Origin of the sequence: Microbacterium sp. SA39 (assembly GCF_000967865.1) — a bacterium.
In the GTDB taxonomy this organism is placed as follows: Bacteria; Actinomycetota; Actinomycetes; order Actinomycetales; family Microbacteriaceae; genus Microbacterium.
Window position 1 is genome coordinate 121,699 of record NZ_JXRU01000036.1, and the last position, 20,634, is coordinate 142,332.

Below are 20,634 nucleotides of genomic sequence, written 5' to 3' on the forward strand. Positions count from 1 at the left end.
GCGTCCGAATGTTTCCCCCGTGTTAACGATGATCACCACTCAGTAACGGTTCATTAGCTGAGTGCGATGTGTGTACGGGCGCGGGTTACTCTCGACTATCCCTACGCGTTCAACGGTGAGCGCGCAGTCTGAGTAATAGTCCAGGAGGACACAAAGTGAAGCGCAACAGAATCGCCCTCGCGGGCAGCGCATTTTTCCTGATCGGCGCCTTGACTCTCGCGGGTTGCGCGAGCGGCGGCGGCAACGAGCCCACCGAGGAGACGTCATCCGGTGACGCCACGGCGGTCATCTCGGTCAACAACACCGAGCCGCAGAACCCGCTGATCCCGACGAACACCAACGAGGTCGGTGGCGGCCTCGTGCTGCAGAGCATCTTCGCCGGTCTGGTGTACTACGACGCCGAGGGCGCCGTGCACAACGACCTCGCCGAGTCCATCGAGACCGAGGACGCGCAGACCTTCACGATCAAGATCAAGGCCGACCAGACGTTCGCGAACGGCGACCCGGTCGACGCCGAGTCGTTCGTCAACGCCTGGAACTACGGTGCGGCGCTCGACAACAAGCAGCTCTCGAGCTACTTCTTCGAGTCCATCGAGGGCTTCTCCTACGAAGAGAACGTCGCGGAGCTCTCCGGCCTGAAGGTCGTCGACGACCTCACCTTCACCGTCAAGCTCAAGCAGCCGGAGTCCGATTTCCCGCTGCGCCTCGGCTACACCGCGTTCTTCCCGCTGCCGGCAGCGGCGTGGGACGACCTCGAGGCCTTCGGCGAGAACCCGATCGGCAACGGACCGTACGTGTTCGCCGAAGAGGGTGCGTGGAAGCACAACGAGAGCATCGAGCTGATCAAGAACGAGGACTACACCGGTCCCCGCGAAGCCATGAACGGCGGCGTGGACATGAAGCTCTACGCCAGCACGGACGCGGCGTACGCCGACCTCCAGGGTGGCGAGCTCGACATCATCCAGGAGATCCCGGACACCGCTCTGCAGACCTTCGAGAGCGACTTCCCGGACCGCACGGTGAATCAGCCCGCCGCGGCCAACGCCACCATCACCATCCCGGAGCGCCTCGAGCACTTCAGCGGTGAAGAGGGCCAGCTGCGCCGTGCGGCCATCTCGCACGCGATCGACCGTGAAGAGATCACCGACGTGGTCTTCAGCGGCACTCGCACCCCGGCGAAGGACTTCACGTCGCCGGTGATCGACGGCTACTCGGAGGACATCCCCGGTTCCGAGGTGCTCGAGTTCGACGCCGAGAAGGCGAAGGACCTGTGGGCCGAGGCCGACGCCATCGCGCCGTGGACCGGCTCGTTCCAGATCCAGTACAACGCCGACGGCCCCAACCAGGGCTGGGTCGACGCCATCGCCAACCAGCTGAAGAACAACCTCGGCATCGAGGCATCGGGCAACCCGATCCCGACGTTCGCCGAGCACCGCACGCTGATCACCGAGCGTCAGTCGACCACCGCCTTCCGCACCGGATGGCAGTTCGACTACCCGTCGATGTTCAACGGCCTCGGCCCGATCTTCGGCACCGGTGCAGGCTCGAACGACGGCGACTACTCGAACCCCGAGTTCGACGCACTCCTCGATGAGGGCGCATCCGCTGCCGATGTCGAAGAGGGCATCACGAAGTTCCAGGAGGCGCAGGAGATCCTGTTCCAGGATCTGCCTGCCATCCCGCTCTGGTACACCAACGCCATGGGCGCGTGGGGCGAGGACGTCGAGAACGTCGAGTTCGGCTGGGACACCTGGCCGATCCTCTACCAGGTCACGAAGGACGGCGAGTAAGCCTGACGGCACTCACCTGTGAGGCGGTGACGATTCGTCGTCACCGCCTCGCGGGCTGTGTTCGTCACGCTTTTCCGCCTCCTCATAACGGGACCACAGATGTTCGGCTATATCCTCAGACGTCTCCTGCAGGTGATTCCGGTTTTCTTCGGAGCCACACTGCTCATCTACTTCCTCGTGTTCGCCATGCCCGGCGACCCGATCCTCGCCCTGTTCGGTGACCGCACCCCGAACCCTGCGGTCGTGGAGCAGCTGCGGGAGCAGTACCACCTCAACGATCCGTTCCTCGTGCAGTACTGGTACTACATCACCGGAGTGTTCCAGGGCGACCTCGGCAACACGTTCTCGGGCCGCCCGGTCTCCGAGGTCCTCGCCGAGACGCTGCCCGTCACCGGCCGCCTCGCGATCATGGCGATCGGCATCGAGTTCGTACTCGCGATCATCATCGGCACGATCTCCGCGCTCCGGAAAGGCAAGGTCTTCGATCACACGATGCTCGGCGTCGCGCTCGTCGCCATCGCCATCCCGATCTTCGTCGTGGCCTTCCTCGCGCAGTACTTCCTCGCGATCAAGCTCGGCTGGTTCAAGCCGACGGTGGGTTCCGACAACGACTGGGGTGGTCTCTGGCTTCCCGCCATCGTGCTCGGCTTCAGCCTCTACGCCGTGAGCATGCGGCTCATGCGGAGCTCGGTCATCGACACGCTCAATCAGGACTGGGTGCGCACCGCGTACAGCAAGGGCCTCTCGCGCAATCGGGTGATCCCGGTGCACGTGCTGCGCAACTCGCTGATCCCGGTGATCACGAACTCGGCCACCAACTTCGGTGTGCTTCTGGTCGGTGCGACCGTGACCGAGGGCATCTTCAACGTCCCCGGCGTCGGCAATACCCTTTACCAGGCGGCGATCCGCAACGAGGGCCCCACTGTGGTCTCCTTCGTCACGGTGTTCGTGATCCTGTACGTCCTGGTCAACCTCGTCATCGACCTGCTCTACGGTCTGCTCGACCCAAGGATCCGCTATGCATGACCCCATCTCGCAGAATCACTACGTCGCGCCGGTCGAGACGGAGACCATCGCCGTCGACGCGGTGCGCATCGCCGAGAGGCCTCGCAACCTGTGGCGCGACGCGTGGGCCGATCTGCGGCGTCGTCCGCTGTTCTGGTTCTCCGTCGTGCTCGCGTTGTTCTTCATCGTGATGGCCGTGTGGCCGACGTTGTTCACCGCGACCTCGCCCGTCGACAACTGCCAGCTCTCGAACAGCAACGGCGGCCCGACGGAAGGCCACCCTCTCGGCTTCACCTTCCAGGGATGCGACATCTACGCCCGGCTCGTCTGGGGCGCGCAGACCTCGCTCTCAGTGGGCCTGCTGGCCACGGCGATCGGCTCGATCGTCGGACTCATCATGGGGGCGCTGGCGGGCTTCTACGGCGGATGGCTCGACTCGCTGCTGTCGCGCATCGGCGACATCTTCTTCGCCATCCCCTACATCCTCGCGGCCGTGGTCGTCATGACGGTCTTCTCGCAGTACCGCTCCGTGCCGGTGCTCGCGCTCGCGATCGGAGGCTTCGCCTGGGCGTCGACGGCGCGGGTCGTGCGCGCCGAGGTGCTGAGGGTCCGTCAATCGGACTTCATCGTGGCGGCGCAGGCGGTCGGGCTCTCGAAGTTCCGCATTCTCCTCGCGCACGTCATCCCGAACTCGCTGGCTCCGCTACTGGTCGTGTCGACGCTGGCCCTCGCCGCGTCGATCGTCGCCGAGGCGACCCTGTCGTTCCTCGGCGTCGGTCTGGGCAGCGACACCATGTCGTGGGGAAATGACATCAGCGCGGCGCAGCAGTCGCTCCGGGTGGCACCGATGGCGCTCATCTATCCGTCGATCGCGCTCACGCTCGCCGTGCTCGCGTTCGTGACCCTCGGCGAGCTCATCCGAGACGCCATCGATCCGAGAGCGAGGGCACGGCGATGAACGATCGCGCAACCGCACGCGTCCCCCTGCTGAGCGTGCGCGACCTGAAGGTCGCGTTCCGCACGCAGGACGGCGAGAAGGAGGTCCTCCACGGAGCGAGCTTCGACATCTTCCCCGGCGAGACCGTCGCGATCGTGGGCGAGTCGGGCTCCGGGAAGTCCACGACGGCCAGCGCCATCGTGAACCTGCTCCCGGGGACCGGAACGATCACGGGTGGTTCGATCACCCTCGACGGCCGCGAGCTGACCACGCTCGGACGACGGGATTTGGAGGCGCTGCGCGGCCGGGAGATCGGCTTCGTCCCGCAGGATCCGATGTCCAACCTCAACCCGGTGTGGAGCATCGGCTTCCAGGTGAAGGAGGCGATCCGCGCGAACGGGATCGCCCGCGGCAAGAAAGACGTGAACGCCCGAGCGATCGAGGTGCTGAAGCAGGCCGGACTCGCAGACGCCGAGCGGCGTCTGCATCAGTTCCCGCACCAGTTCTCCGGCGGCATGCGTCAGCGCGCGCTGATCGGCATCGGCCTCGCAGCGGACCCGAAGCTTCTCATCGCGGACGAGCCGACCTCGGCGCTCGATGTCACCGTGCAGCGGGTCATCCTCGATCACATGGCGAAGCTCACGCGTGAGAAGGGCACCTCGGTGCTCCTCATCACGCACGACCTCGGCCTCGCCGCCGAGCGTGCCGAGAAGATCATCGTGATGAGCAACGGCAACATCGTCGAGGCTGGGCCGAGCAGGGAGATCCTCGAGAACCCGCAGCATCCATACACCCAGAGGCTCGTGGGGGCTGCCCCCAGCGTCGCCTCGCAGCGCATCCAGGCCGTGGTCGAGGACCGCGGCATCGAGCGGCTCGAGGACCTCGCCGACATCCCGCCCACCGTTCGGGTCACGGATCTCACGAAGGACTACAAGATCCGTCAGGGGAACTTCCGCAGCGAAGCCTTCCGCGCGGTCGATCACGTCTCCTTCGAGATCCCGCGAGGGAAGACGCTCGCGCTCGTCGGCGAGTCGGGGTCGGGTAAGTCGACGGTCGCGAAGATGCTGCTCAAGCTCGAAGAGCCCACGAGCGGCACGATCGAGATCGACGGGCAGGATGTGTCGAAGCTCTCGAACGCGCAGGCTTTCGGGCTGCGCCGTCGCATGCAGCCGGTGTTCCAGGATCCGTACGGATCCCTCGACCCGCTCCGCAACATCGGGAACACCATCTCGCAGCCCCTGCAGATCCACGGCGTGGGCGATCGGGCCTCCCAGCGCGCACGCGTGGAGGAGCTGCTCGACCAGGTGTCGCTGCCGCGTGCGCTCGCGACCCGGTACGCGAACGAGCTCTCGGGCGGCCAGCGGCAGCGCGTCGCGATCGCGCGAGCGCTCGCCCTCAAGCCCGACATCGTCGTGCTCGACGAAGCGGTGTCCGCACTCGACGTGCTGGTGCAGGATCAGATCCTGCAGCTGCTCGCCGGTCTGCAGTCGGAGCTGAACCTCACGTACCTCTTCATCACGCACGACCTCGCGGTTGTCCGGGTGTCGAGCGACCTCGTGTGCGTCATGGAGAGCGGCAAGGTCGTCGAGCAGGGAACGGTCGACGAGATCTTCGCCAACCCGCAGCAGGAGTACACCGACCGTCTGCTCAAGGCGATCCCGGGGGCGTCCATCCCGCTCGGCGGACGCGGAGCGTGACGGCCGATCCAGGCCAGGGGACCGCACGGACTTTCCGTGCGGTCTCCGGTCCGGTCCTCTTCGTCTTCTGCGGACTGCTCGCGCTGTTCCTGCTCGGCGACGCCGTGGTGCGCGCCGGCTGGGGACAGATGCTGCTGCTCGCGCCCTGGTTCCTCCTCGGGCTGTGGGTGGCCTACGAGGTCGCCTTCGTCTCGTTCGTCCGCATCGACGACGCGGGGGCGACCGTGCAGAACATGCTGCGACGCACGACCTTCGGGTGGCGTCGTGTGCGTGACGTCGATCTGCGGTGGCAGCTCGTCTTCTCGCTCGACGACGGCACCGATGTCACCTGCTACGGCGGGCCGGCCAGGGCGCGACAGCGGCGTGAGGGCGCTCGGCAGGACGGCGAAGAGCGGAAGGCCCCGACGAGCCTGCGCGATCTGACGGACATCCGCGACCGCTGGGAGGCCGCCGACCTCGCGGCCGATGCGCCGATCCGCAGGGGCTGGGATCGTCCTGCTCTCGTGGCGCTGGGCGTCATTCTGGTCTGGGCCGTGGTCGCCGTGCTCATCACGAACGCCGGCTGACCGCGCTTCAGCCCGGCAGTCCGAACAGGTCCGGCCAGGTCGCCGCCGCCCACGGGTACCCCACGAACACCGTCGCGTCGATCAGGAAGTGCGCGACGAGGAGCGGCAGCAGGCGACCTGTCCGCTGGTAGAGCCAACCGAAGAGCAGACCCATCGCCAGGTTCCCGATGAACGCGCCCGGCCCCTGGTACAGGTGATAGCTCGCGCGCAGCACCGAGGTGGACACGATGATCGTCCACGGACTCCAGCCCAGCTGCTTGAGCCGCGCGAAAAGGTAGCCGAGCACGACGAACTCCTCCTGCAGCGATGCTCGTGCGGCCGCCAGCAGCAGGATCGGGACGGTCCACCAGTGCGCGTCGAGCCCGGCGGGGTTCACGGCGACGAAGAGGCCGAGAGCGCGCCCGGCGATGTAGAGACCGAGGCCGGGGATGCCGATGGCGAGGACGAGCAGAATGCCGCGCCCGGCATCCGCCCACACCCGCGTGCCGTCGAGTCCCAGCCGGCCCAGGTGCGGACGCCGCGACTGCCAGAGCAGGAAGCAGACCAGCAGGACCGGCACGAGCGAGAACCCGATCGACAGCACCTGGTAGATCAGGTCGAAGATCTCGCGGTCGCTGCGTGACGGATTCAGGGTCGCGGTCTGATCGGCGAGCGGGGTCTCGTCCGTGAGGCGGTAGGCGAGTTGCACGATCGCGTACACGGCGGACTGGCCGAGGCCGAGGGCCAGGACGATCGAGATCTCCCACCACAACCGCGCTCGGGAAGGGGCGGCCGGGTCCCAGGATCGGGGCACTTCGTCTCGCTTCGCTCGCTCAGGAACCGGATGCTCGGAAGTCACGTTCCCGATGGTACGACTTCTGTTCAGGAACATGCCCTGAGCTTGCGTTATCCTGGAACGTCGGCTTCTCGACGCAACCCCACACTCTTTTAGGACTTCTGCATGGCGCACGCCCTCCGCTCTGACCTCCGCAACGTCGCAATCGTCGCGCACGTCGACCACGGCAAGACCACTCTCGTCGACGCCATGCTGCGTCAGACGGGCTCCTTCGGAGATCACGCGCACCTCGAGGATCGCGCGATGGACTCGAACGATCTCGAGCGCGAGAAGGGCATCACGATCCTCGCCAAGAACACGGCGATCACCTACAAGGGTGTGCACGCCACGGACGGCGAGGTGACGATCAACGTGATCGACACCCCCGGCCACGCCGACTTCGGCGGCGAGGTCGAGCGCGGCCTGTCCATGGTCGACGGCGTCGTGCTTCTCGTCGACGCGAGTGAGGGTCCGCTGCCGCAGACCCGATTCGTGCTGCGCAAGGCGCTCGAGTCGAAGCTCCCGGTCATCCTCCTGGTCAACAAGACCGACCGCCCGGATGCCCGCATCGCCGAGGTCGAGGAGGAAGCGCACGACCTGCTGCTCGGTCTCGCCTCCGACCTCGTCGACGACGTGCCCGACCTCGACGTCGACGCTCTGCTCGACGTGCCGATCGTGTACGCGTCCGGCCGTAACGGCGCCGCCTCGCTCAACCGCCCGGAGAACGGCACTCTGCCGGACAACGACGACCTCGAGCCGCTCTTCGGTGCGATCCTCGAGCACATCCCCGCGCCGTCCTACGACGACGAGGCTCCGCTGCAGGCCTGGGTCACCAACCTCGACTCGAGCCCGTTCCTCGGCCGCCTCGCACTGCTGCGCGTCTTCAACGGCACGCTGAAGAAGGGCCAGACGGTCGCCTGGGTCCGTGCCGACGGCACGCACCAGAACGCGCGCATCACGGAGCTGCTGAAGACCCGTGCCCTCGAGCGGTACCCGGCCGAGTCGGCTGCCCCCGGCGACATCGTCGCCATCGCCGGCTTCGAGGACATCACGATCGGCGAGACCATCGCCGACCCCGAAGACGTTCGTCCGCTCCCTGCCATCACGGTCGACGACCCCGCGATCTCCATGACGATCGGTACCAACACCTCGCCGCTCATGGGCAAGGTCAAGGGGCACAAGCTGACCGCGCGCATGGTCAAGGACCGCCTCGACCGCGAGCTCATCGGAAACGTGTCGCTCAAGGTCGTCGACATCGGGCGTCCGGATGCCTGGGAGGTCCAGGGCCGCGGCGAGCTCGCCCTGGCGATCCTCGTCGAGAACATGCGCCGCGAGGGCTTCGAGCTCACGGTCGGCAAGCCGCAGGTGGTCACCAAGAAGATCGACGGCAAGACCTACGAGCCGTTCGAGCACCTGACCATCGACACGCCGGAGGAGCACCTCGGCGCCATCACACAGCTGCTCGCCGGTCGCAAGGGCCGCATGGAGAACATGACGAACCACGGCACCGGCTGGGTGCGCATGGAGTTCATCGTCCCGTCGCGCGGCCTGATCGGCTTCCGCAGCGAGTTCCTCACCACCACTCGCGGCACCGGCATCGCGAACGCGATCTCGCACGGCTACGAGCCGTGGGCGGGTCACATCACGACGCGCCAGAACGGCTCGATCGTCGCCGATCGCCAGGGCGTCGTCACCCCCTTCGCCATGATCGCCCTGCAGGAGCGCATGTCGTTCTTCGTGCAGCCCACGCAGGAGGTCTACGAGGGCATGGTCATCGGCGAGAACTCGCGCGCCGACGACATGGACGTGAACATCACCAAGGAGAAGAAGCTCACCAACATGCGTGCAGCGAGCTCCGACACGTTCGAGTCGATGACCCCGCCGCGTCAGCTGACGCTGGAGGAGAGCCTCGAGTTCGCTCGCGATGACGAGTGCGTCGAAGTGACGCCCGAGGTCGTGCGCATCCGCAAGGTCAATCTCGACGCGAACACCCGCGCGCGGGACACCGCGCGTCTCAAGCGTCAGGACGCGAACGCCTGACCCCCGCTTCGGAGAACTTGCAGAGGGCCTCGCACGCGCCAAGAAGCGCGTGCGGGGCCCTCTTCTCATGTAAATCCCAGGTGAGACAGATTTTTCGTTCAGGAACATGAGACAGACTCGAGCACTTGCGCCTGGGACGAGCTCCCGATGAGTCTCCTGCGAGGGCGTACGACGACCCGAAAGTCGAACCCATGCTCCATGAAACCCGTGCGCTTCGGCGCGCCTCCGATGCGGCATCCGCCCGCGACGCCGTCACTCGGCGCCCGATGATGATCGTCGGTACGGCAGCCGCCGCGCTTCTCGGCATCACCCTCACCGCCGGCATGGTCTCTGCGCCGGCATCCGGATCCGAGATGCCGGACGCGACGTCCGCCGTCACGCAGATGGTGACCGGAGTCGAGCCGCTCGCGAAGTTCGCGGACGACGCGGCGATGCCCCTGATCGAGGCGAAGGACGCGGTGCTCAGCGCCCAGGCGCTGACCTACGACGTCGCCTCCTCGGGCCTCGAGGTGAGCGCTGCTCCGCCCATCGACGTCTCGGAACTGCAAAGCGACATCGATGCGCTCCAGGATCGTGACGCGATGTCGTCACTCGTGGTGGCCGTGCTCACCACTGAGGTCGAGACCGAGACGACCACGCTGGCATCGGCCACCGCGGCGCTGCAGAGCGCATTCACCGCAGCGCAGGAGAAGAAGGCCGCCGACGACGCTGCCGCGGCAGCCGCTGCGGCCGCCGCCGCCGAAGCCGAGGCTGCCGCCGCCGCCCTCGCATCGGGGAACACCGTCGACGGCGCGAAGGCAACGGCGCAGCAGCTGATGTCGAGCCGCTACGGCTGGGGAGGCGACCAGTTCTCCTGCCTCGACTCGCTGTGGAACAAGGAGTCCGGCTGGAACTACCAGGCCTACAACCCGAGCGGTGCCACCGGCATCCCGCAGGCCCTCCCCGGCAGCAAGATGGCGTCAGAGGGAAGCGACTGGCAGACGAACGCCGCGACGCAGATCGCGTGGGGCCTCGGCTACATCGATGCCGTCTACGGCACCCCGTGCAGCGCCTGGGGGCACTCGCAGGCGATGAACTGGTACTGACCCCGGCGCTGAGCGTCCCTCACCGTAGTTCCGAGATGAGCACAGCGCTCGTACCTGGTGCCGTCGCCTCGAAGATGTGCGGAGCGTCGCCGGCGTAGGTCAGGTAGTCGCCGGGGTTCAGCAGGATGGGCTCCGACACCGGACCGACCTGCGCGCTCCCCGCGATCAGGATCACGTGCTCGATCGTGCCCGGATGGTGGGGGTCGGACAACCGGGGATCGCCCGGCTCGGCCTGGATCAGGTACACGTCGCGGCGCGCGCCTGGAGGGCTGGCCGACAGCAGGGTTGCGCTGTACGCCGCCGCGGAGGAGGGAACACCGGCGAGATCGTCGGCGCGGATCAGCGTGGGAGCGTTGGCCTGCTGATCCACCAGCACCGCGAACGGGACGCCGAGGGCCACGCCGAGTGCCCAGAGCGTCTCGACGCTCGGGTTGCCCGCGCCGCTCTCGAGTTGTGAGACGGTCGCCTTCGACACGCCGGCGCGTCGTGCGAGCTCGGAGACCGAGAGGCCGACGGACTCTCGCTCGCGGCGGAGAGTGCGGGAGATGCGGGTGCGGAGATCCTCCATGTGTTCATCATGTCAAACGTTCGTTCGCTTGACTATGCATCGCACCGTGTTCAGAATGATAGTCATGTGTTCACCGGAACGAACGACGTCGGCTGGGCGGCTCGTATGAGCCCCGAGCGCGAGGTCTGGCGCGAGGCCCTTGGTGTCGTGCTCGCGACCAGCGCTTACGGCATCTCCTTCGGAGCGCTGGCCGTGGCATCCGGTCTCGACGTGTGGCAGACGTGCGTGCTCAGCCTGCTGATGTTCACGGGTGGATCGCAGTTCGCGTTCGTCGGCGTCTTCACGGCAGGCGGGCTCTCGGCGCTGCCGTCCGCCGTGGCCTCCGCTGCGCTCCTCGGCGTGCGCAACGTGGCCTACGGAATGCGCATGTCGCCGCTCGTCGGCGGGGGACCGGTCCGCCGCGCCGCCGCCGCGCACTTCACGATCGACGAGTCGACGGCGGTAGCCATCTCGCAGACCGTCCCCCGGCTGCGCCAGGTCGGGTTCTGGGTGACGGGAATCGGCATCTTCATCGGCTGGAACCTCACCACCCTCGTCGGCGCCCTCGTCGGAGACGTGCTCGGCGATCCGAAGATGTGGGGGCTGGATGCCGCGGCGGCCGCAGCCTTCCTGGCGCTGCTCTGGCCTCGGCTCAAGGAGCGGCAGGCGATCGCGGTCGGTATCGCCGCTGCGGTGGTCGCGGCGGCGCTCACGCCCTTCCTCATGCCAGGGCTGCCGGTACTGGTGGCGGCGCTCGTCGCCATCGTCGTCGGCTGGTTCAACTGGCTCGGTCGGCCGTCCGGGACCGGGGACGAAACCGGCGAGGGGGCGATCTCATGAGCCTGTGGAGCGCGATTCTGCTGGCCGCGCTGATCTGCCTCGCGCTGAAGGCGGTGGGGTACCTCGTGCCGCCGAAGGTGCTCGAGGCTCCGCGGCCCGCACGCATCTCGGACCTCCTGACCGTCGCGCTGCTGGCTGCTCTGGTCGCCGTGCAGTCGCTGGGCGACGGGCAGGCGATCACCGTGGATGCCCGAGTGCCCGCCCTTCTCATCGCCGGAGGTCTCCTGTGGCTGCGGCAGTCGTTCCTCGTCGTCGTCGCCGCGGCGGCACTGGTGGCGGCGCTCCTGCGGCTGCTCGGACTCGCCGCCTGACTCCTGCTCCGGAGCCCGAGACGCCGCGACGGATGCACAGGCCCCGCCGGTAGGATCGACAGGTGCGCGTGAGCTGGGTGTCGAGAGTCCTGTCGTGGGTCGCGGCCGCCCTCGTGGGCGGCGTCTACGGCGTGGCGGGGACCATCGGCCACAGTCTCATGTGGGGACCGATCCCGGTCGGCCTGATCGTCGGTGCGATCGCCTGCGGGGCGATCCTCATCGCGGTGCGCGCACTCACGCATGACCGGGGCGCGGCGGTCGCTGCCGGTCTCGGCATGCTCGGGATGTTGGTGCTGATCTCCGGCGTCGGCCCGGGCGGGTCGGTCGTCGTGGCGGATTCGCTCGCCGGACGCATCTGGACCTATCTGGTCGCCGGTCTCGTGCTGTTGGTCGTCGCCTGGCCGTCGTTCTCGAGGATCCCGGTGCGCACCGAGACGCCGGCTGCGGAGGCTGCGGTCGTTCGCGAGTCGTAGACTGGGGGAGTGACGTATGTGATCGCCCTCCCGTGCGTCGATGTCAAGGATCGCGCCTGCATCGACGAGTGCCCCGTTGACTGCATCTACGAGGGTGAACGCTCGCTGTACATCCACCCGGACGAGTGCGTGGACTGCGGAGCGTGCGAACCCGTGTGCCCCGTCGAGGCCATCTACTACGAAGACGATCTGCCTGACGAGTGGCAGGACTACTACAAGGCCAACGTCGAGTTCTTCGACGAGATCGGGTCGCCCGGTGGTGCCGCGAAGGTCGGCGTCTACACGTTCGACCACCCGATCATCGCCGCCCTGCCGCCTCAGGGCGAGTAGGCGCCGTCCGTGAGCGTCCACGACCTCGCCGACTACCCGTGGGACGCCGTGGTGCCGTTCCGCGAGCGCGCCGCCCTGCACCCGCAGGGTCTCGTCGACCTGTCCGTCGGCTCGCCCGTCGACCCGACGCCGGAGATCATCCGCCGGGCTCTGGCGGAGGCGACCGATGCGCACGCCTATCCGCAGACCCTCGGCACATCGACACTCCGCGAGGCGATCGTCGCCTGGTACGCGCGTCGCCGCGGGGTGCCCGACCTGACGGTCGACAACGTGCTCCCCACGATCGGTTCGAAGGAGCTCGTCGCGCTGCTGCCGACCCTGCTGGGACTCGGCGCCGGCGACATCGTCGTGCACCCGCGCGTCGCCTATCCCACCTATGAGGTCGGCGCTCGCGTGGTCGGAGCGACGCCGGTCGCCGCGGACGACCCCGCGCAGTGGCCCGAGGGCGCGAAGCTGATCTGGATCAACACTCCGGGAAACCCTGACGGGCGCACCTGGACCGTGGACGAGCTGAGCGCCGCCGTCCGGCGTGCCCGCGAACTCGGTGCCGTTCTGGCGAGCGACGAGTGCTACGCAGAGCTCGGCTGGGACGGTGCGTGGGCGACCGAGCCCATCCCGTCGATCCTCGACCCCCGCGTGACAGGCGGCACGCGGTCGAATCTGCTCAGCGTGTACTCCCTGAGCAAGCAGTCGAACCTCGCAGGCTACCGTGCCGCTTTCGTCGCAGGCTGCGCGCGCATCGTCGGCGACCTGCTCACGGCTCGTAAGCATCTCGGTCTGATGCCTCCTGCGCCCGTGCAGCATGCCATGGCGATCGCTCTCGGCGACGACGAGCACGTCGCCGTTCAGAAGGAGCTCTACCGCACGCGGCGCGACACGCTGCGTCCGGCTCTGGAAGCAGCGGGATTCCGCATCGACGGCTCCGAAGCGGGCCTCTACCTCTGGGCGACGGAGGGACGGGATGCCTGGGAGTCGATGGGGCGCTTGGCTGACCTCGGCATCCTCGCGGGTCCAGGGCCGTTCTACGGCACCGCCTCCGGGCAGCACGTGAGGCTCGCGCTGACCGCGGCGACGGATCGGGTGGCCGAGGCCGCGCGCCGCCTCCATGACGCTGATCTGTAGAACACCTCTTCAGAACGGCTGACTGTTTGGTGAATGTCACAGTAGGCCTGTGTGCCTACTAGGCTGTAAAAGCGATTCGGTCGTAACCCGACCTGGCGCTTCGGCGCCGTGAGATCCCCCTAAATTCCGGCTTGATCAAGATCTTGTCCGACACCGATGCGACGCGCTGACGGTCGGACACCACGAGGAGGCCCGCGTGAGTGCAGCGGCAGACCAGACGGCGAAGCTGACGATCGGCGACACGACCGCCGAGTTCCCGCTGGTGCGCGGCACGGCAGGCCACGACAGCATCGACTTCTCGACTCTGACCCGGCAGACCGGCTACACGGGCCTGGACTACGGGTTCGTCAACACTGCCTCGACGAAGTCGGACATCACGTTCATCGACGGTGACAAGGGCATCCTGCGCTACCGCGGGTATCCGATCGAGCAGCTGGCCGGCTCCACGAGCTACCTCGAGGTGGCCTGGCTGCTGATCTACGGCGAGCTGCCCTCGGCCTCCGAGCTCTCGGAGTTCGACGAGAAGATCCGGCGTCACACTCTCCTGCACGAAGACCTCAAGCGCTTCTTCTCGGCGCTGCCGCACACGGCCCATCCGATGTCGGTGCTCTCGTCGGCGGTCGCCGCGCTCTCGACGTACTACGAGGGCCAGACCGACCCGCACAACCCCGAGCACGTCGAGCTGAACATGGTGCGCATGCTCGCCAAGCTCCCCGTGATCGCGGCGTATGCGCACAAGAAGAGCGTCGGCCAGGCATTCCTCTATCCCGACAACTCGTTGAGCTTCGTGGACAACTTCCTCAAGCTGAACTTCGGCGTGCTGTCCGAGCCGTACGAGATCAACCCGGTCATGTCGAAGGCGCTCGAACTGCTCCTCATCCTGCACGAGGACCACGAGCAGAATGCGTCCACGTCGACCGTCCGTCTGGTCGGTTCCACCGGCGCCAACCAGTTCGCGTCGATCTCCGCCGGCATCCAGGCCCTGTCCGGTCCGCTGCACGGCGGCGCGAACGAGGCCGTGCTCACGATGCTCGGCCAGATCCGTGATTCCGGCCAGAGCGTGTCGCGCTTCGTGGAGCGGGTGAAGAACAAGGAAGAGGGCGTGAAGCTGATGGGCTTCGGGCACCGGGTGTACAAGAACTACGACCCGCGAGCCAAGCTCGTCAAGGATGCCGCCGATGAGGTGCTGTCCTCCCTCGGCGTCACCGATCCGCTCCTCGACCTCGCCAAGGAGCTCGAAGAGCTCGCGCTCGCCGACGACTACTTCCGCGAGCGTCGCCTGTACCCCAACGTCGACTTCTACACCGGCGTCATCTACAAGGCGATGGGCTTCCCCACACGCATGTTCACGGTGCTCTTCGCCATCGGCCGCCTGCCGGGCTGGCTGGCGCAGTGGCGAGAGCTGCAGCTCGACCCGCAGACGAAGATCGGTCGCCCGCAGCAGCTCTACACAGGATCTCCGGAGCGCCATTTCCCGACGCGCTGAGCGGCCGGCATCCGATGCCCGTCGTCAGCGCCGAGACCGTCGTCGCTGTCGATGCCGCGACGGCGTTCGCCGTATCGCAGACGACAGGCGCGATCCGTCGCCGCTGGGACCCGTTCATCAGCGAGCAGCATTTCCTCGATGATGCGGATGCCGCCGCCACAGGCGTCCGTACCTTCACGCGACAGCGCTTCGGCTTCGCGATGGTGAGCAGCTACGTCTCGTATGCGCCTCCGACGAACGTCGGGATGGTGATGGAGAGCGGCCCGTGGTTCTTCGAGAAGCTCGGCGGTGGGTGGCGTTTCACGGCCGTCCCCGAGGGCGCCAGAGCTGTGTGGAAGTACAACTTCTCCTGCCGGCCGGCCTGGCTCGCGCCGATCGCCGAGTGGATCGGCGCCCGCGTGCTCGGCTTCGAGATCCGGCGCCGCCTCGAGGGATTCGCGCGCGGATGCTCGGATCCCGTCGTGCTGGAGTCGGTCCGGCACTGACGCCGCGACCGCTTCGGTTGCGAGGTGACGCGAAAGGTCGCCGGCACGAGTGCACGGCGACCTTTCGCGTCAACCGATCTGCGGGCAGATCAGATCAGAGTTTCAGAGAGTGGCTATCAGCGGCCCTGGTAGCCGCGGCCGCCGCCCTGGCCCTGGCGCGCTGCGCCGCCCTGACGAGCTGCGCCGCCCTGTCCGCCCTGACCGGAGCGGGGACGACGGCGGCGTGCAGGGGGAGTGGATGCGCCGGGGCGCTCTCCGCCGGCCGGACGCTGCTTGGCCTGACGCTGCGGCTGCTGCGCCTGGACCGGTGCGGGGCGGACGTGCTCTGCGCGCTCGGGAACGAGACCCGAGATGGCATCCTGCGTCGCATTCTCCAGCGGTGCGTCGATCGCGGCCTTGCGGAGCAGATCCTTGACGTCGCGGCGCTGCTCGGGGAGCACGACCGTGACGACGGTTCCGGCAGCGCCGGCACGCGCGGTACGACCCGAGCGGTGCAGGTACGCCTTGTGCTCGACGGGCGGGTCGACGTGGACGACCAGGTCGACGTTGTCGACGTGAACGCCTCGGGCCGCGACGTCGGTCGCGACGAGCACGCGCACGCCACCGTCGGCCGGAGCGGCCGAGAAGGCGCTGAGGTTGCGCTCACGTGCGTTCTGCGACAGGTTGCCGTGCAGATCGACGGCCGGGATGCCGGCGGCGGTGAGCGACTTGGCGAGCTTCTTCGCCTGGTGCTTGGTGCGCGTGAACAGGATTCGGCGGCCCGTGCCGGACGCGAGGTCGCGCACGAGAGCCGTCTTGTTGTCGGTCGAGTCGACGACCAGCACGCGGTGCGTCATCTCGCCGACGGGCACGCTCTCCTCGTCGACCTCGTGGCTCACGGCGTTCGAGAGGAAGCGGCGGACGAGGGTGTCGATGCCGCGATCCAGCGTCGCGCTGAACAGCAGTCGCTGACCACCGGTCGGCGTCGCGGTGAGGATGCGCGTGACACCGGGCAGGAAGCCGAGGTCGGCCATGTGGTCGGCCTCATCCAGCACGGTGACCTCGACGGCGTCGAGCTGCACGACACGCTGCTTCATGAGGTCTTCGAGGCGGCCGGGGCACGCGACGACGATGTCGACGCCGTTGCGCATGGCCTGCTCCTGCGGGCGCTGGCTGACGCCGCCGAACACGGTCGTGACGCGAAGGCCCTTGGCCTCGGCGAGCGGCGCGATCGTTGCCGCGATCTGGGTGGCCAGCTCACGGGTCGGGGCGAGAACCAGGCCGCGGGGGTGTCCGGGGCGGCTCTTGCGCGACGAAGCGGCGAGGCGAGTGACGAGGGGGAGCGCGAACGCGATCGTCTTGCCGCTGCCGGTGCGGCCGCGGCCGAGCAGGTCACGGCCTGCGAGGGAGTCGGGAAGCGTGTCGCGCTGAATCGCGAACGCCTCGGTCTTGCCGTCCTTCGAGAGGACGGCGGCGAGGTCGGCGGGCACGCCGAGATCGAGGAAGGAAGTCATAGGGGTATATCTCCGAGAGTGCACGCACGAACCATCAGGGCCGGGTGCGGAAGGTGGGCGACGGCGCGGGATCGCGCATCGTTTCGCCGTTCGAAATGGCCAGAACCAGGCTAGTGGCGCGGGAGCGTGTCGACGACGCAGACGTCTCGCATCGCGAGGAACGTCGTGCCGACACTATCACGCACAACCTGGGAGGAGACTCGCCACGCAGGCGGAGCGGTCGCCGGCGGCGGTGCCTCAGGCGTGCAGCGCCTCGTTGAGCGTCACGCCGGTACCGGCACGACGCACAGCTTCGACGGCCCCGCTCAGCGAGTTGCGGCGGAACAGGAGGCCGTCCTGGCCGGACAGGTCCGCGCCCTTCACGGTCTTCCTGCCGCCGTCGGGGGTGACGGGTCCGTCGACCAGCACGATCTTGGTGCCCGCGGTGACGTAGAGCCCGGCTTCGACGATGCAGTCGTCGCCGAGGGAGATGCCGATGCCGGCGTTGGCTCCCAGCAGCGTGCGTGCTCCGATCGAGACGCGGTGCGTGCCGCCGCCCGACAGCGTCCCCATGATCGAGGAACCGCCGCCGATGTCGCTGCCGTCGCCCACGACGACGCCCTGCGAGATGCGACCCTCGACCATCGAGGCGCCCAGCGTGCCGGCGTTGAAGTTGACGAAGCCCTCATGCATCACGGTCGTGCCGGGGGAGAGGTATGCGCCGAGGCGTACGCGGGAGGCGTCGGCGATGCGGACGCCGGCGGGCTGCACGTAGTCGGTCAGGCGCGGGAACTTGTCGAGGCCCTGCACCTGGATGCCGGCGCGCTGGAGGACCGGACGCAGGCGAGCCGCGTCGGCGGGGTGCACGGGCCCCGCGTTGGTCCAGGCGACGTTGGGCAGGTGGCCGAAGATGCCGTCGAGGTTCAGCTCGTTCGGTCGCACCACGAGGTGCGACAGGGCGTGCAGGCGCAGGTAGGCGTCGGCCGTGGAGGCCGGCGGGGTGCCCAGATCGATCTGAAGCTGAACGAGTTCGACGGTGACGTTGCGGCGCTCGTCAGGACCGGTGAGGGACAGCCAAGTGGCCGAAGCCGCCGCAGCATCGCCCGCGGACGGCGATCCGGTGCGGACTTCGGGGTACCACGCGTCCAGGACCGTGCCGTCTCCGGCGATCGTGGTCAGTCCGATTCCCCATACGCTGCGCGAGTCCGTCATGCTTCCACGCTAGCGCGCCCGCCGGTCGGAGACGTCACGCATGACGGGGTAAGTAGGCTGATGGCATGCTGCTCGATCTGACCACTTCCTCGGTGGAACTCACCCGCGCACTGTGCGACATCCCGAGCGTCTCCGGAGACGAGAAGGTCCTCGCCGACGCGATCGAGGCGGCCGTCGCACCGCTGCCGCACCTCGAGGTCATCCGCCACGGCAACACCGTCGTCGCCCGCACGAATCTCGGCCGTGCACAGCGCGTCGCGATCGCGGGGCACATCGACACGGTGCCCATCAACGCGAACGTCCCCACCCGCGACGTCGAGATCGAAGGCACGCCCTACCTCTGGGGGCGCGGCACGGTTGACATGAAGGCGGGCACGGCCGTGCAGCTGAAACTCGCCGCGGAGCTCACGGATCCCGCGATCGACATCACCTGGATGTGGTATGACAACGAAGAGGTCGAGGCTTCGAAGAACGGCCTCGGGCTGCTCGCCGCGGTACGTCCGGAGCTGTTCCAGGCGGACTTCGCGATCCTGGGCGAACCGTCCAACGGCGAGGTCGAGGGAGGATGCAACGGCACGCTGCGCGCGATCGTGCGCACGACCGGTGTCCGCGCGCACGCCGCCCGCGCGTGGATCGGCGAGAACGCCATCCATCGTGCAGCGCCCATCCTCGCCCGCCTCGCCGAGTACCGCGCCAGGGAAGTGCCGGTCGACGGTCTCGTGTACCGCGAGAGCCTGAGCGCCGTGCGGATCACCGGCGGCGTCGCCGGGAACGTGATCCCCGACGCCTGCGAGGTCGAGGTGAACTACCGCTTCGCCCCGAGCAAGTCGGCCGCCGACGCCGCGGCACATGTGCGCGGCGTGCTCGCCGGATTCGACGTCGAGATCACGGATGCCGCCGAGGGCGCCCGCCCGGGACTCGATGCCCCGATCGCGCAGCAGTTCGTGAAAGCCGTCGGAGCCGAACCGCGGCCGAAATACGGGTGGACCGACGTCGCACGCTTCTCGGCCCTCGGCATCCCCGCGGTGAACTACGGCCCCGGCGACCCGCATCTCGCCCACCACGACGAGGAGCGCGTTCCGCTCGCGCAGATCGACGCCGTGGAGCAGGGCCTGCGCGCATGGCTCACCTCGCGCTGAGCACTGCACGACGCTGGGCGCGGATGCCGCTGGCGCTGCGCATCGCCGTCGTCTATCTCGCGGCGCGACTGGTCACCACCGGATTCCTCATCGCGGCGGCATCCCTCTCCACCTCGTCTTCCCGCTTCGGGGCGGATGCCGGTCTCACCGACTTCGTCGTCGGATGGGACGCGCAGTGGTACTGGCTCGTCGCCGAATCCGGGTATCCGGCAGTTCTCCCGCTGACCGAGTCCGGCGACGTCGCAGAGAACCCCTGGGCGTTCATGCCGGTCTTCGCCTACGCGGCCAAGGCGATCGGCTTCGTGCTCGGGTCGTGGGGAGCAGGCGCGCTCGTGCTCTCCTCGGTGGCCGGCTATCTCGCATGCCTGGCGCTGCACCGCCTGCTCCGCGACCGCATCGGCGTATCGGCGGCGATGTGGGCCGTCGTGTTCTTCGCGGCGGGCCCGCTCGCCGCGATGTTCCAGGTCGGATACGCGGAGACGCTGTTCCTGCTGCTGCTCTTCCTCGCACTCGACGCGACCACGCGACGGCGCTATGCCTGGCTCTATCTGCTCGTCCCGGTGATGGGCTTCACCAGGCCGGGAATCCTGGCCTTCGCGCTGTACCTGGGTCTGCACGGCATCCTGCGCGGGGTCCGTCGGCGCGACGATCCGCTCACCGCGAGGGAGATCACGCACATCATCGCCCTCGGTGCGCTCGCGACAGCGACCGGCTTCGCGTGGCAGGTCATCGCCGGAATCGTCACCGGCGATCCCGGTGCGTATCTCGCGACGGAGCTGGCGTGGCGTCGTCACTGGGTCGCGGGCGGCGTCGAGGCTTTCGTGCCGTTCGAGGGATGGGTGCAGGCGTCCCAGTTCTGGTTCGGCTTCTGGGCGCTTCCCACCTGGGCGGCGCCGGTGGCTCTGGTTCTGCTCGTCGTCGCGGCGGGCGCCGCGCTGCTGTCCCTCCCACAGGTGCGCGCACTCGGGCCGGATCTGCGGCTCTGGAGCGCGAGCTACCTCCTCTACCTGCTGGCGGTGTTCTTCCCGCAGTCGAGCACCTTCCGGCTGCTGTTGCCGCTGAGCCCCGTGTGGGGAGCGGTCGCAGTGCCGCGGTCACGGCCCTGGCGTGTCGGCGTGCTGGCCCTGTGTCTCCTCGGTCAATGGCTCTGGATCTACCCGATGTACGCACTCGGGAACACGTTCTGGCAGGTGCCCTGAAGATGAATGACCGGTGCAATTCTCACAGGTGACGTCCAGGCGCCGGTCACACCCGATAAACTCGTCACATACCACCGGAGGAAA

Annotated in this window: 20 protein-coding genes; 16 read left to right on the forward strand and 4 right to left on the reverse strand. The window is 68.0% G+C overall.

Features of this window, described 5'->3' with window-relative positions:
- The first annotated feature begins 155 nt into the window (after nucleotides 1-155).
- The 5 genes from RS85_RS12915 to RS85_RS12935 all read left to right on the forward strand — a co-directional run bounded on the left by RS85_RS12915 (nucleotide 156) and on the right by RS85_RS12935 (nucleotide 5,995).
- Complete coding sequence (locus RS85_RS12915; protein ID WP_046013868.1) at nucleotides 156-1,790, forward strand: peptide ABC transporter substrate-binding protein; 1,635 nt, start codon at nucleotides 156-158, stop codon at nucleotides 1,788-1,790.
- Nucleotides 1,791-1,889: 99 nt separating this feature from the next.
- Nucleotides 1,890-2,816, forward strand: coding sequence for an ABC transporter permease (locus tag RS85_RS12920; protein ID WP_046013977.1), 927 nt, complete (start codon nucleotides 1,890-1,892; stop codon nucleotides 2,814-2,816).
- On the forward strand, nucleotides 2,809-3,753 hold the full coding sequence (locus RS85_RS12925) for an ABC transporter permease (protein WP_046013869.1): 945 nt from the start codon (nucleotides 2,809-2,811) through the stop codon (nucleotides 3,751-3,753). Before RS85_RS12920 ends, RS85_RS12925 begins: the two co-directional genes overlap by 8 nt.
- Nucleotides 3,750-5,429: a dipeptide ABC transporter ATP-binding protein gene (locus RS85_RS12930; protein ID WP_046013870.1), complete on the forward strand. Its 1,680-nt coding sequence runs from the start codon at nucleotides 3,750-3,752 to the stop codon at nucleotides 5,427-5,429. The genes RS85_RS12925 and RS85_RS12930 overlap by 4 nt, the downstream gene beginning before the upstream one ends.
- Nucleotides 5,426-5,995, forward strand: coding sequence for a PH domain-containing protein (locus tag RS85_RS12935; protein WP_046013871.1), 570 nt, complete (start codon nucleotides 5,426-5,428; stop codon nucleotides 5,993-5,995). The genes RS85_RS12930 and RS85_RS12935 overlap by 4 nt, the downstream gene beginning before the upstream one ends.
- Nucleotides 5,996-6,002: 7 nt before the next feature.
- Here the strand turns inward: RS85_RS12935 and RS85_RS12940 are convergent, their stop codons facing one another.
- Nucleotides 6,003-6,788, reverse strand: coding sequence for a CPBP family intramembrane glutamic endopeptidase (locus RS85_RS12940; RefSeq protein WP_046013978.1), 786 nt, complete (start codon nucleotides 6,786-6,788; stop codon nucleotides 6,003-6,005).
- A 147-nt stretch (nucleotides 6,789-6,935) separates the two neighbouring features.
- On the opposite strand from RS85_RS12940, the gene typA reads away from it, so the two are divergent.
- On the forward strand, nucleotides 6,936-8,849 hold the full coding sequence (gene typA, locus RS85_RS12945) for a translational GTPase TypA (protein ID WP_046013872.1): 1,914 nt from the start codon (nucleotides 6,936-6,938) through the stop codon (nucleotides 8,847-8,849).
- 191 nt (nucleotides 8,850-9,040) lie between these two features.
- Nucleotides 9,041-9,934, forward strand: a complete 894-nt coding sequence (locus tag RS85_RS12950) for a hypothetical protein (protein ID WP_046013873.1) — start codon at nucleotides 9,041-9,043, stop codon at nucleotides 9,932-9,934.
- A 19-nt stretch (nucleotides 9,935-9,953) separates the two neighbouring features.
- On the opposite strand, the gene RS85_RS12955 is transcribed toward RS85_RS12950, so the two are convergent.
- Nucleotides 9,954-10,502, reverse strand: a complete 549-nt coding sequence (locus tag RS85_RS12955; RefSeq protein WP_046013874.1) for a helix-turn-helix domain-containing protein — start codon at nucleotides 10,500-10,502, stop codon at nucleotides 9,954-9,956.
- Nucleotides 10,503-10,607: 105 nt separating this feature from the next.
- Between RS85_RS12955 and RS85_RS12960 the strand changes: the two genes are divergently transcribed.
- From RS85_RS12960 to RS85_RS12990, 7 genes are all read left to right on the forward strand, one after another.
- Nucleotides 10,608-11,321 carry an AzlC family ABC transporter permease gene (locus RS85_RS12960; protein ID WP_046013979.1) on the forward strand — a complete coding sequence of 238 codons (714 nt, stop codon included), beginning with the start codon at nucleotides 10,608-10,610 and terminating at the stop codon, nucleotides 11,319-11,321.
- Nucleotides 11,318-11,632 (forward strand): AzlD domain-containing protein, encoded by a 315-nt coding sequence (locus RS85_RS12965; protein ID WP_046013875.1) that lies wholly within the window; start codon nucleotides 11,318-11,320, stop codon nucleotides 11,630-11,632. Before RS85_RS12960 ends, RS85_RS12965 begins: the two co-directional genes overlap by 4 nt.
- Nucleotides 11,633-11,694: 62 nt before the next feature.
- On the forward strand, nucleotides 11,695-12,105 hold the full coding sequence (locus tag RS85_RS12970; protein WP_046013876.1) for a hypothetical protein: 411 nt from the start codon (nucleotides 11,695-11,697) through the stop codon (nucleotides 12,103-12,105).
- A gap of 9 nt (nucleotides 12,106-12,114) precedes the next feature.
- Nucleotides 12,115-12,435, forward strand: a complete 321-nt coding sequence (gene fdxA, locus RS85_RS12975) for a ferredoxin (protein WP_046013877.1) — start codon at nucleotides 12,115-12,117, stop codon at nucleotides 12,433-12,435.
- Nucleotides 12,436-12,444: 9 nt separating this feature from the next.
- A complete protein-coding gene (gene dapC / locus RS85_RS12980; RefSeq protein WP_046013878.1) occupies nucleotides 12,445-13,557 on the forward strand; it encodes a succinyldiaminopimelate transaminase in 1,113 nt (370 codons plus the stop codon).
- Nucleotides 13,558-13,753: 196 nt separating this feature from the next.
- Nucleotides 13,754-15,043: a citrate synthase gene (locus tag RS85_RS12985; protein ID WP_082087619.1), complete on the forward strand. Its 1,290-nt coding sequence runs from the start codon at nucleotides 13,754-13,756 to the stop codon at nucleotides 15,041-15,043.
- A 14-nt stretch (nucleotides 15,044-15,057) separates the two neighbouring features.
- The gene (locus RS85_RS12990; RefSeq protein WP_046013879.1) at nucleotides 15,058-15,528 is read left to right on the forward strand and encodes an SRPBCC family protein; all 471 of its coding nucleotides are present in this window, start codon (nucleotides 15,058-15,060) and stop codon (nucleotides 15,526-15,528) included.
- Nucleotides 15,529-15,644: 116 nt separating this feature from the next.
- Here the strand turns inward: RS85_RS12990 and RS85_RS12995 are convergent, their stop codons facing one another.
- Together RS85_RS12995 and dapD are read right to left on the reverse strand one after the other, a co-directional pair.
- The gene (locus RS85_RS12995; RefSeq protein WP_046013880.1) at nucleotides 15,645-17,021 is read right to left on the reverse strand and encodes a DEAD/DEAH box helicase; all 1,377 of its coding nucleotides are present in this window, start codon (nucleotides 17,019-17,021) and stop codon (nucleotides 15,645-15,647) included.
- Between the two features lie 237 nt (nucleotides 17,022-17,258).
- Nucleotides 17,259-18,212: a 2,3,4,5-tetrahydropyridine-2,6-dicarboxylate N-succinyltransferase gene (gene dapD, locus RS85_RS13000; protein WP_046013881.1), complete on the reverse strand. Its 954-nt coding sequence runs from the start codon at nucleotides 18,210-18,212 to the stop codon at nucleotides 17,259-17,261.
- Between the two features lie 65 nt (nucleotides 18,213-18,277).
- Between dapD and dapE the strand changes: the two genes are divergently transcribed.
- Both dapE and RS85_RS13010 read left to right on the forward strand, forming a co-directional pair.
- Entirely contained in the window at nucleotides 18,278-19,351 is a 1,074-nt protein-coding gene (gene dapE, locus RS85_RS13005; RefSeq protein ID WP_046013882.1) for a succinyl-diaminopimelate desuccinylase, read from the forward strand.
- Nucleotides 19,333-20,550, forward strand: coding sequence for a hypothetical protein (locus tag RS85_RS13010; protein WP_046013883.1), 1,218 nt, complete (start codon nucleotides 19,333-19,335; stop codon nucleotides 20,548-20,550). The genes dapE and RS85_RS13010 overlap by 19 nt, the downstream gene beginning before the upstream one ends.
- The last annotated feature ends 84 nt before the right edge of the window (nucleotides 20,551-20,634 follow it).

Coding starts and splice junctions, on each gene's coding strand:
- RS85_RS12950 (WP_046013873.1), top strand. CDS start 9,041: ATGCTCCATGAAACCCGTGCGCTTCGGCGCGCCTCCGATGCGGCATCC.
- typA (WP_046013872.1), top strand. CDS start 6,936: ATGGCGCACGCCCTCCGCTCTGACCTCCGCAACGTCGCAATCGTCGCG.
- RS85_RS13010 (WP_046013883.1), top strand. CDS start 19,333: ATGGCTCACCTCGCGCTGAGCACTGCACGACGCTGGGCGCGGATGCCG.
- RS85_RS12925 (WP_046013869.1), top strand. CDS start 2,809: ATGCATGACCCCATCTCGCAGAATCACTACGTCGCGCCGGTCGAGACG.
- dapD (WP_046013881.1), bottom strand. CDS start 18,212: ATGACGGACTCGCGCAGCGTATGGGGAATCGGACTGACCACGATCGCC.
- RS85_RS12965 (WP_046013875.1), top strand. CDS start 11,318: ATGAGCCTGTGGAGCGCGATTCTGCTGGCCGCGCTGATCTGCCTCGCG.
- RS85_RS12955 (WP_046013874.1), bottom strand. CDS start 10,502: ATGGAGGATCTCCGCACCCGCATCTCCCGCACTCTCCGCCGCGAGCGA.
- RS85_RS12995 (WP_046013880.1), bottom strand. CDS start 17,021: ATGACTTCCTTCCTCGATCTCGGCGTGCCCGCCGACCTCGCCGCCGTC.
- RS85_RS12960 (WP_046013979.1), top strand. CDS start 10,608: ATGAGCCCCGAGCGCGAGGTCTGGCGCGAGGCCCTTGGTGTCGTGCTC.
- RS85_RS12930 (WP_046013870.1), top strand. CDS start 3,750: ATGAACGATCGCGCAACCGCACGCGTCCCCCTGCTGAGCGTGCGCGAC.
- RS85_RS12920 (WP_046013977.1), top strand. CDS start 1,890: ATGTTCGGCTATATCCTCAGACGTCTCCTGCAGGTGATTCCGGTTTTC.
- RS85_RS12990 (WP_046013879.1), top strand. CDS start 15,058: ATGCCCGTCGTCAGCGCCGAGACCGTCGTCGCTGTCGATGCCGCGACG.
- dapE (WP_046013882.1), top strand. CDS start 18,278: ATGCTGCTCGATCTGACCACTTCCTCGGTGGAACTCACCCGCGCACTG.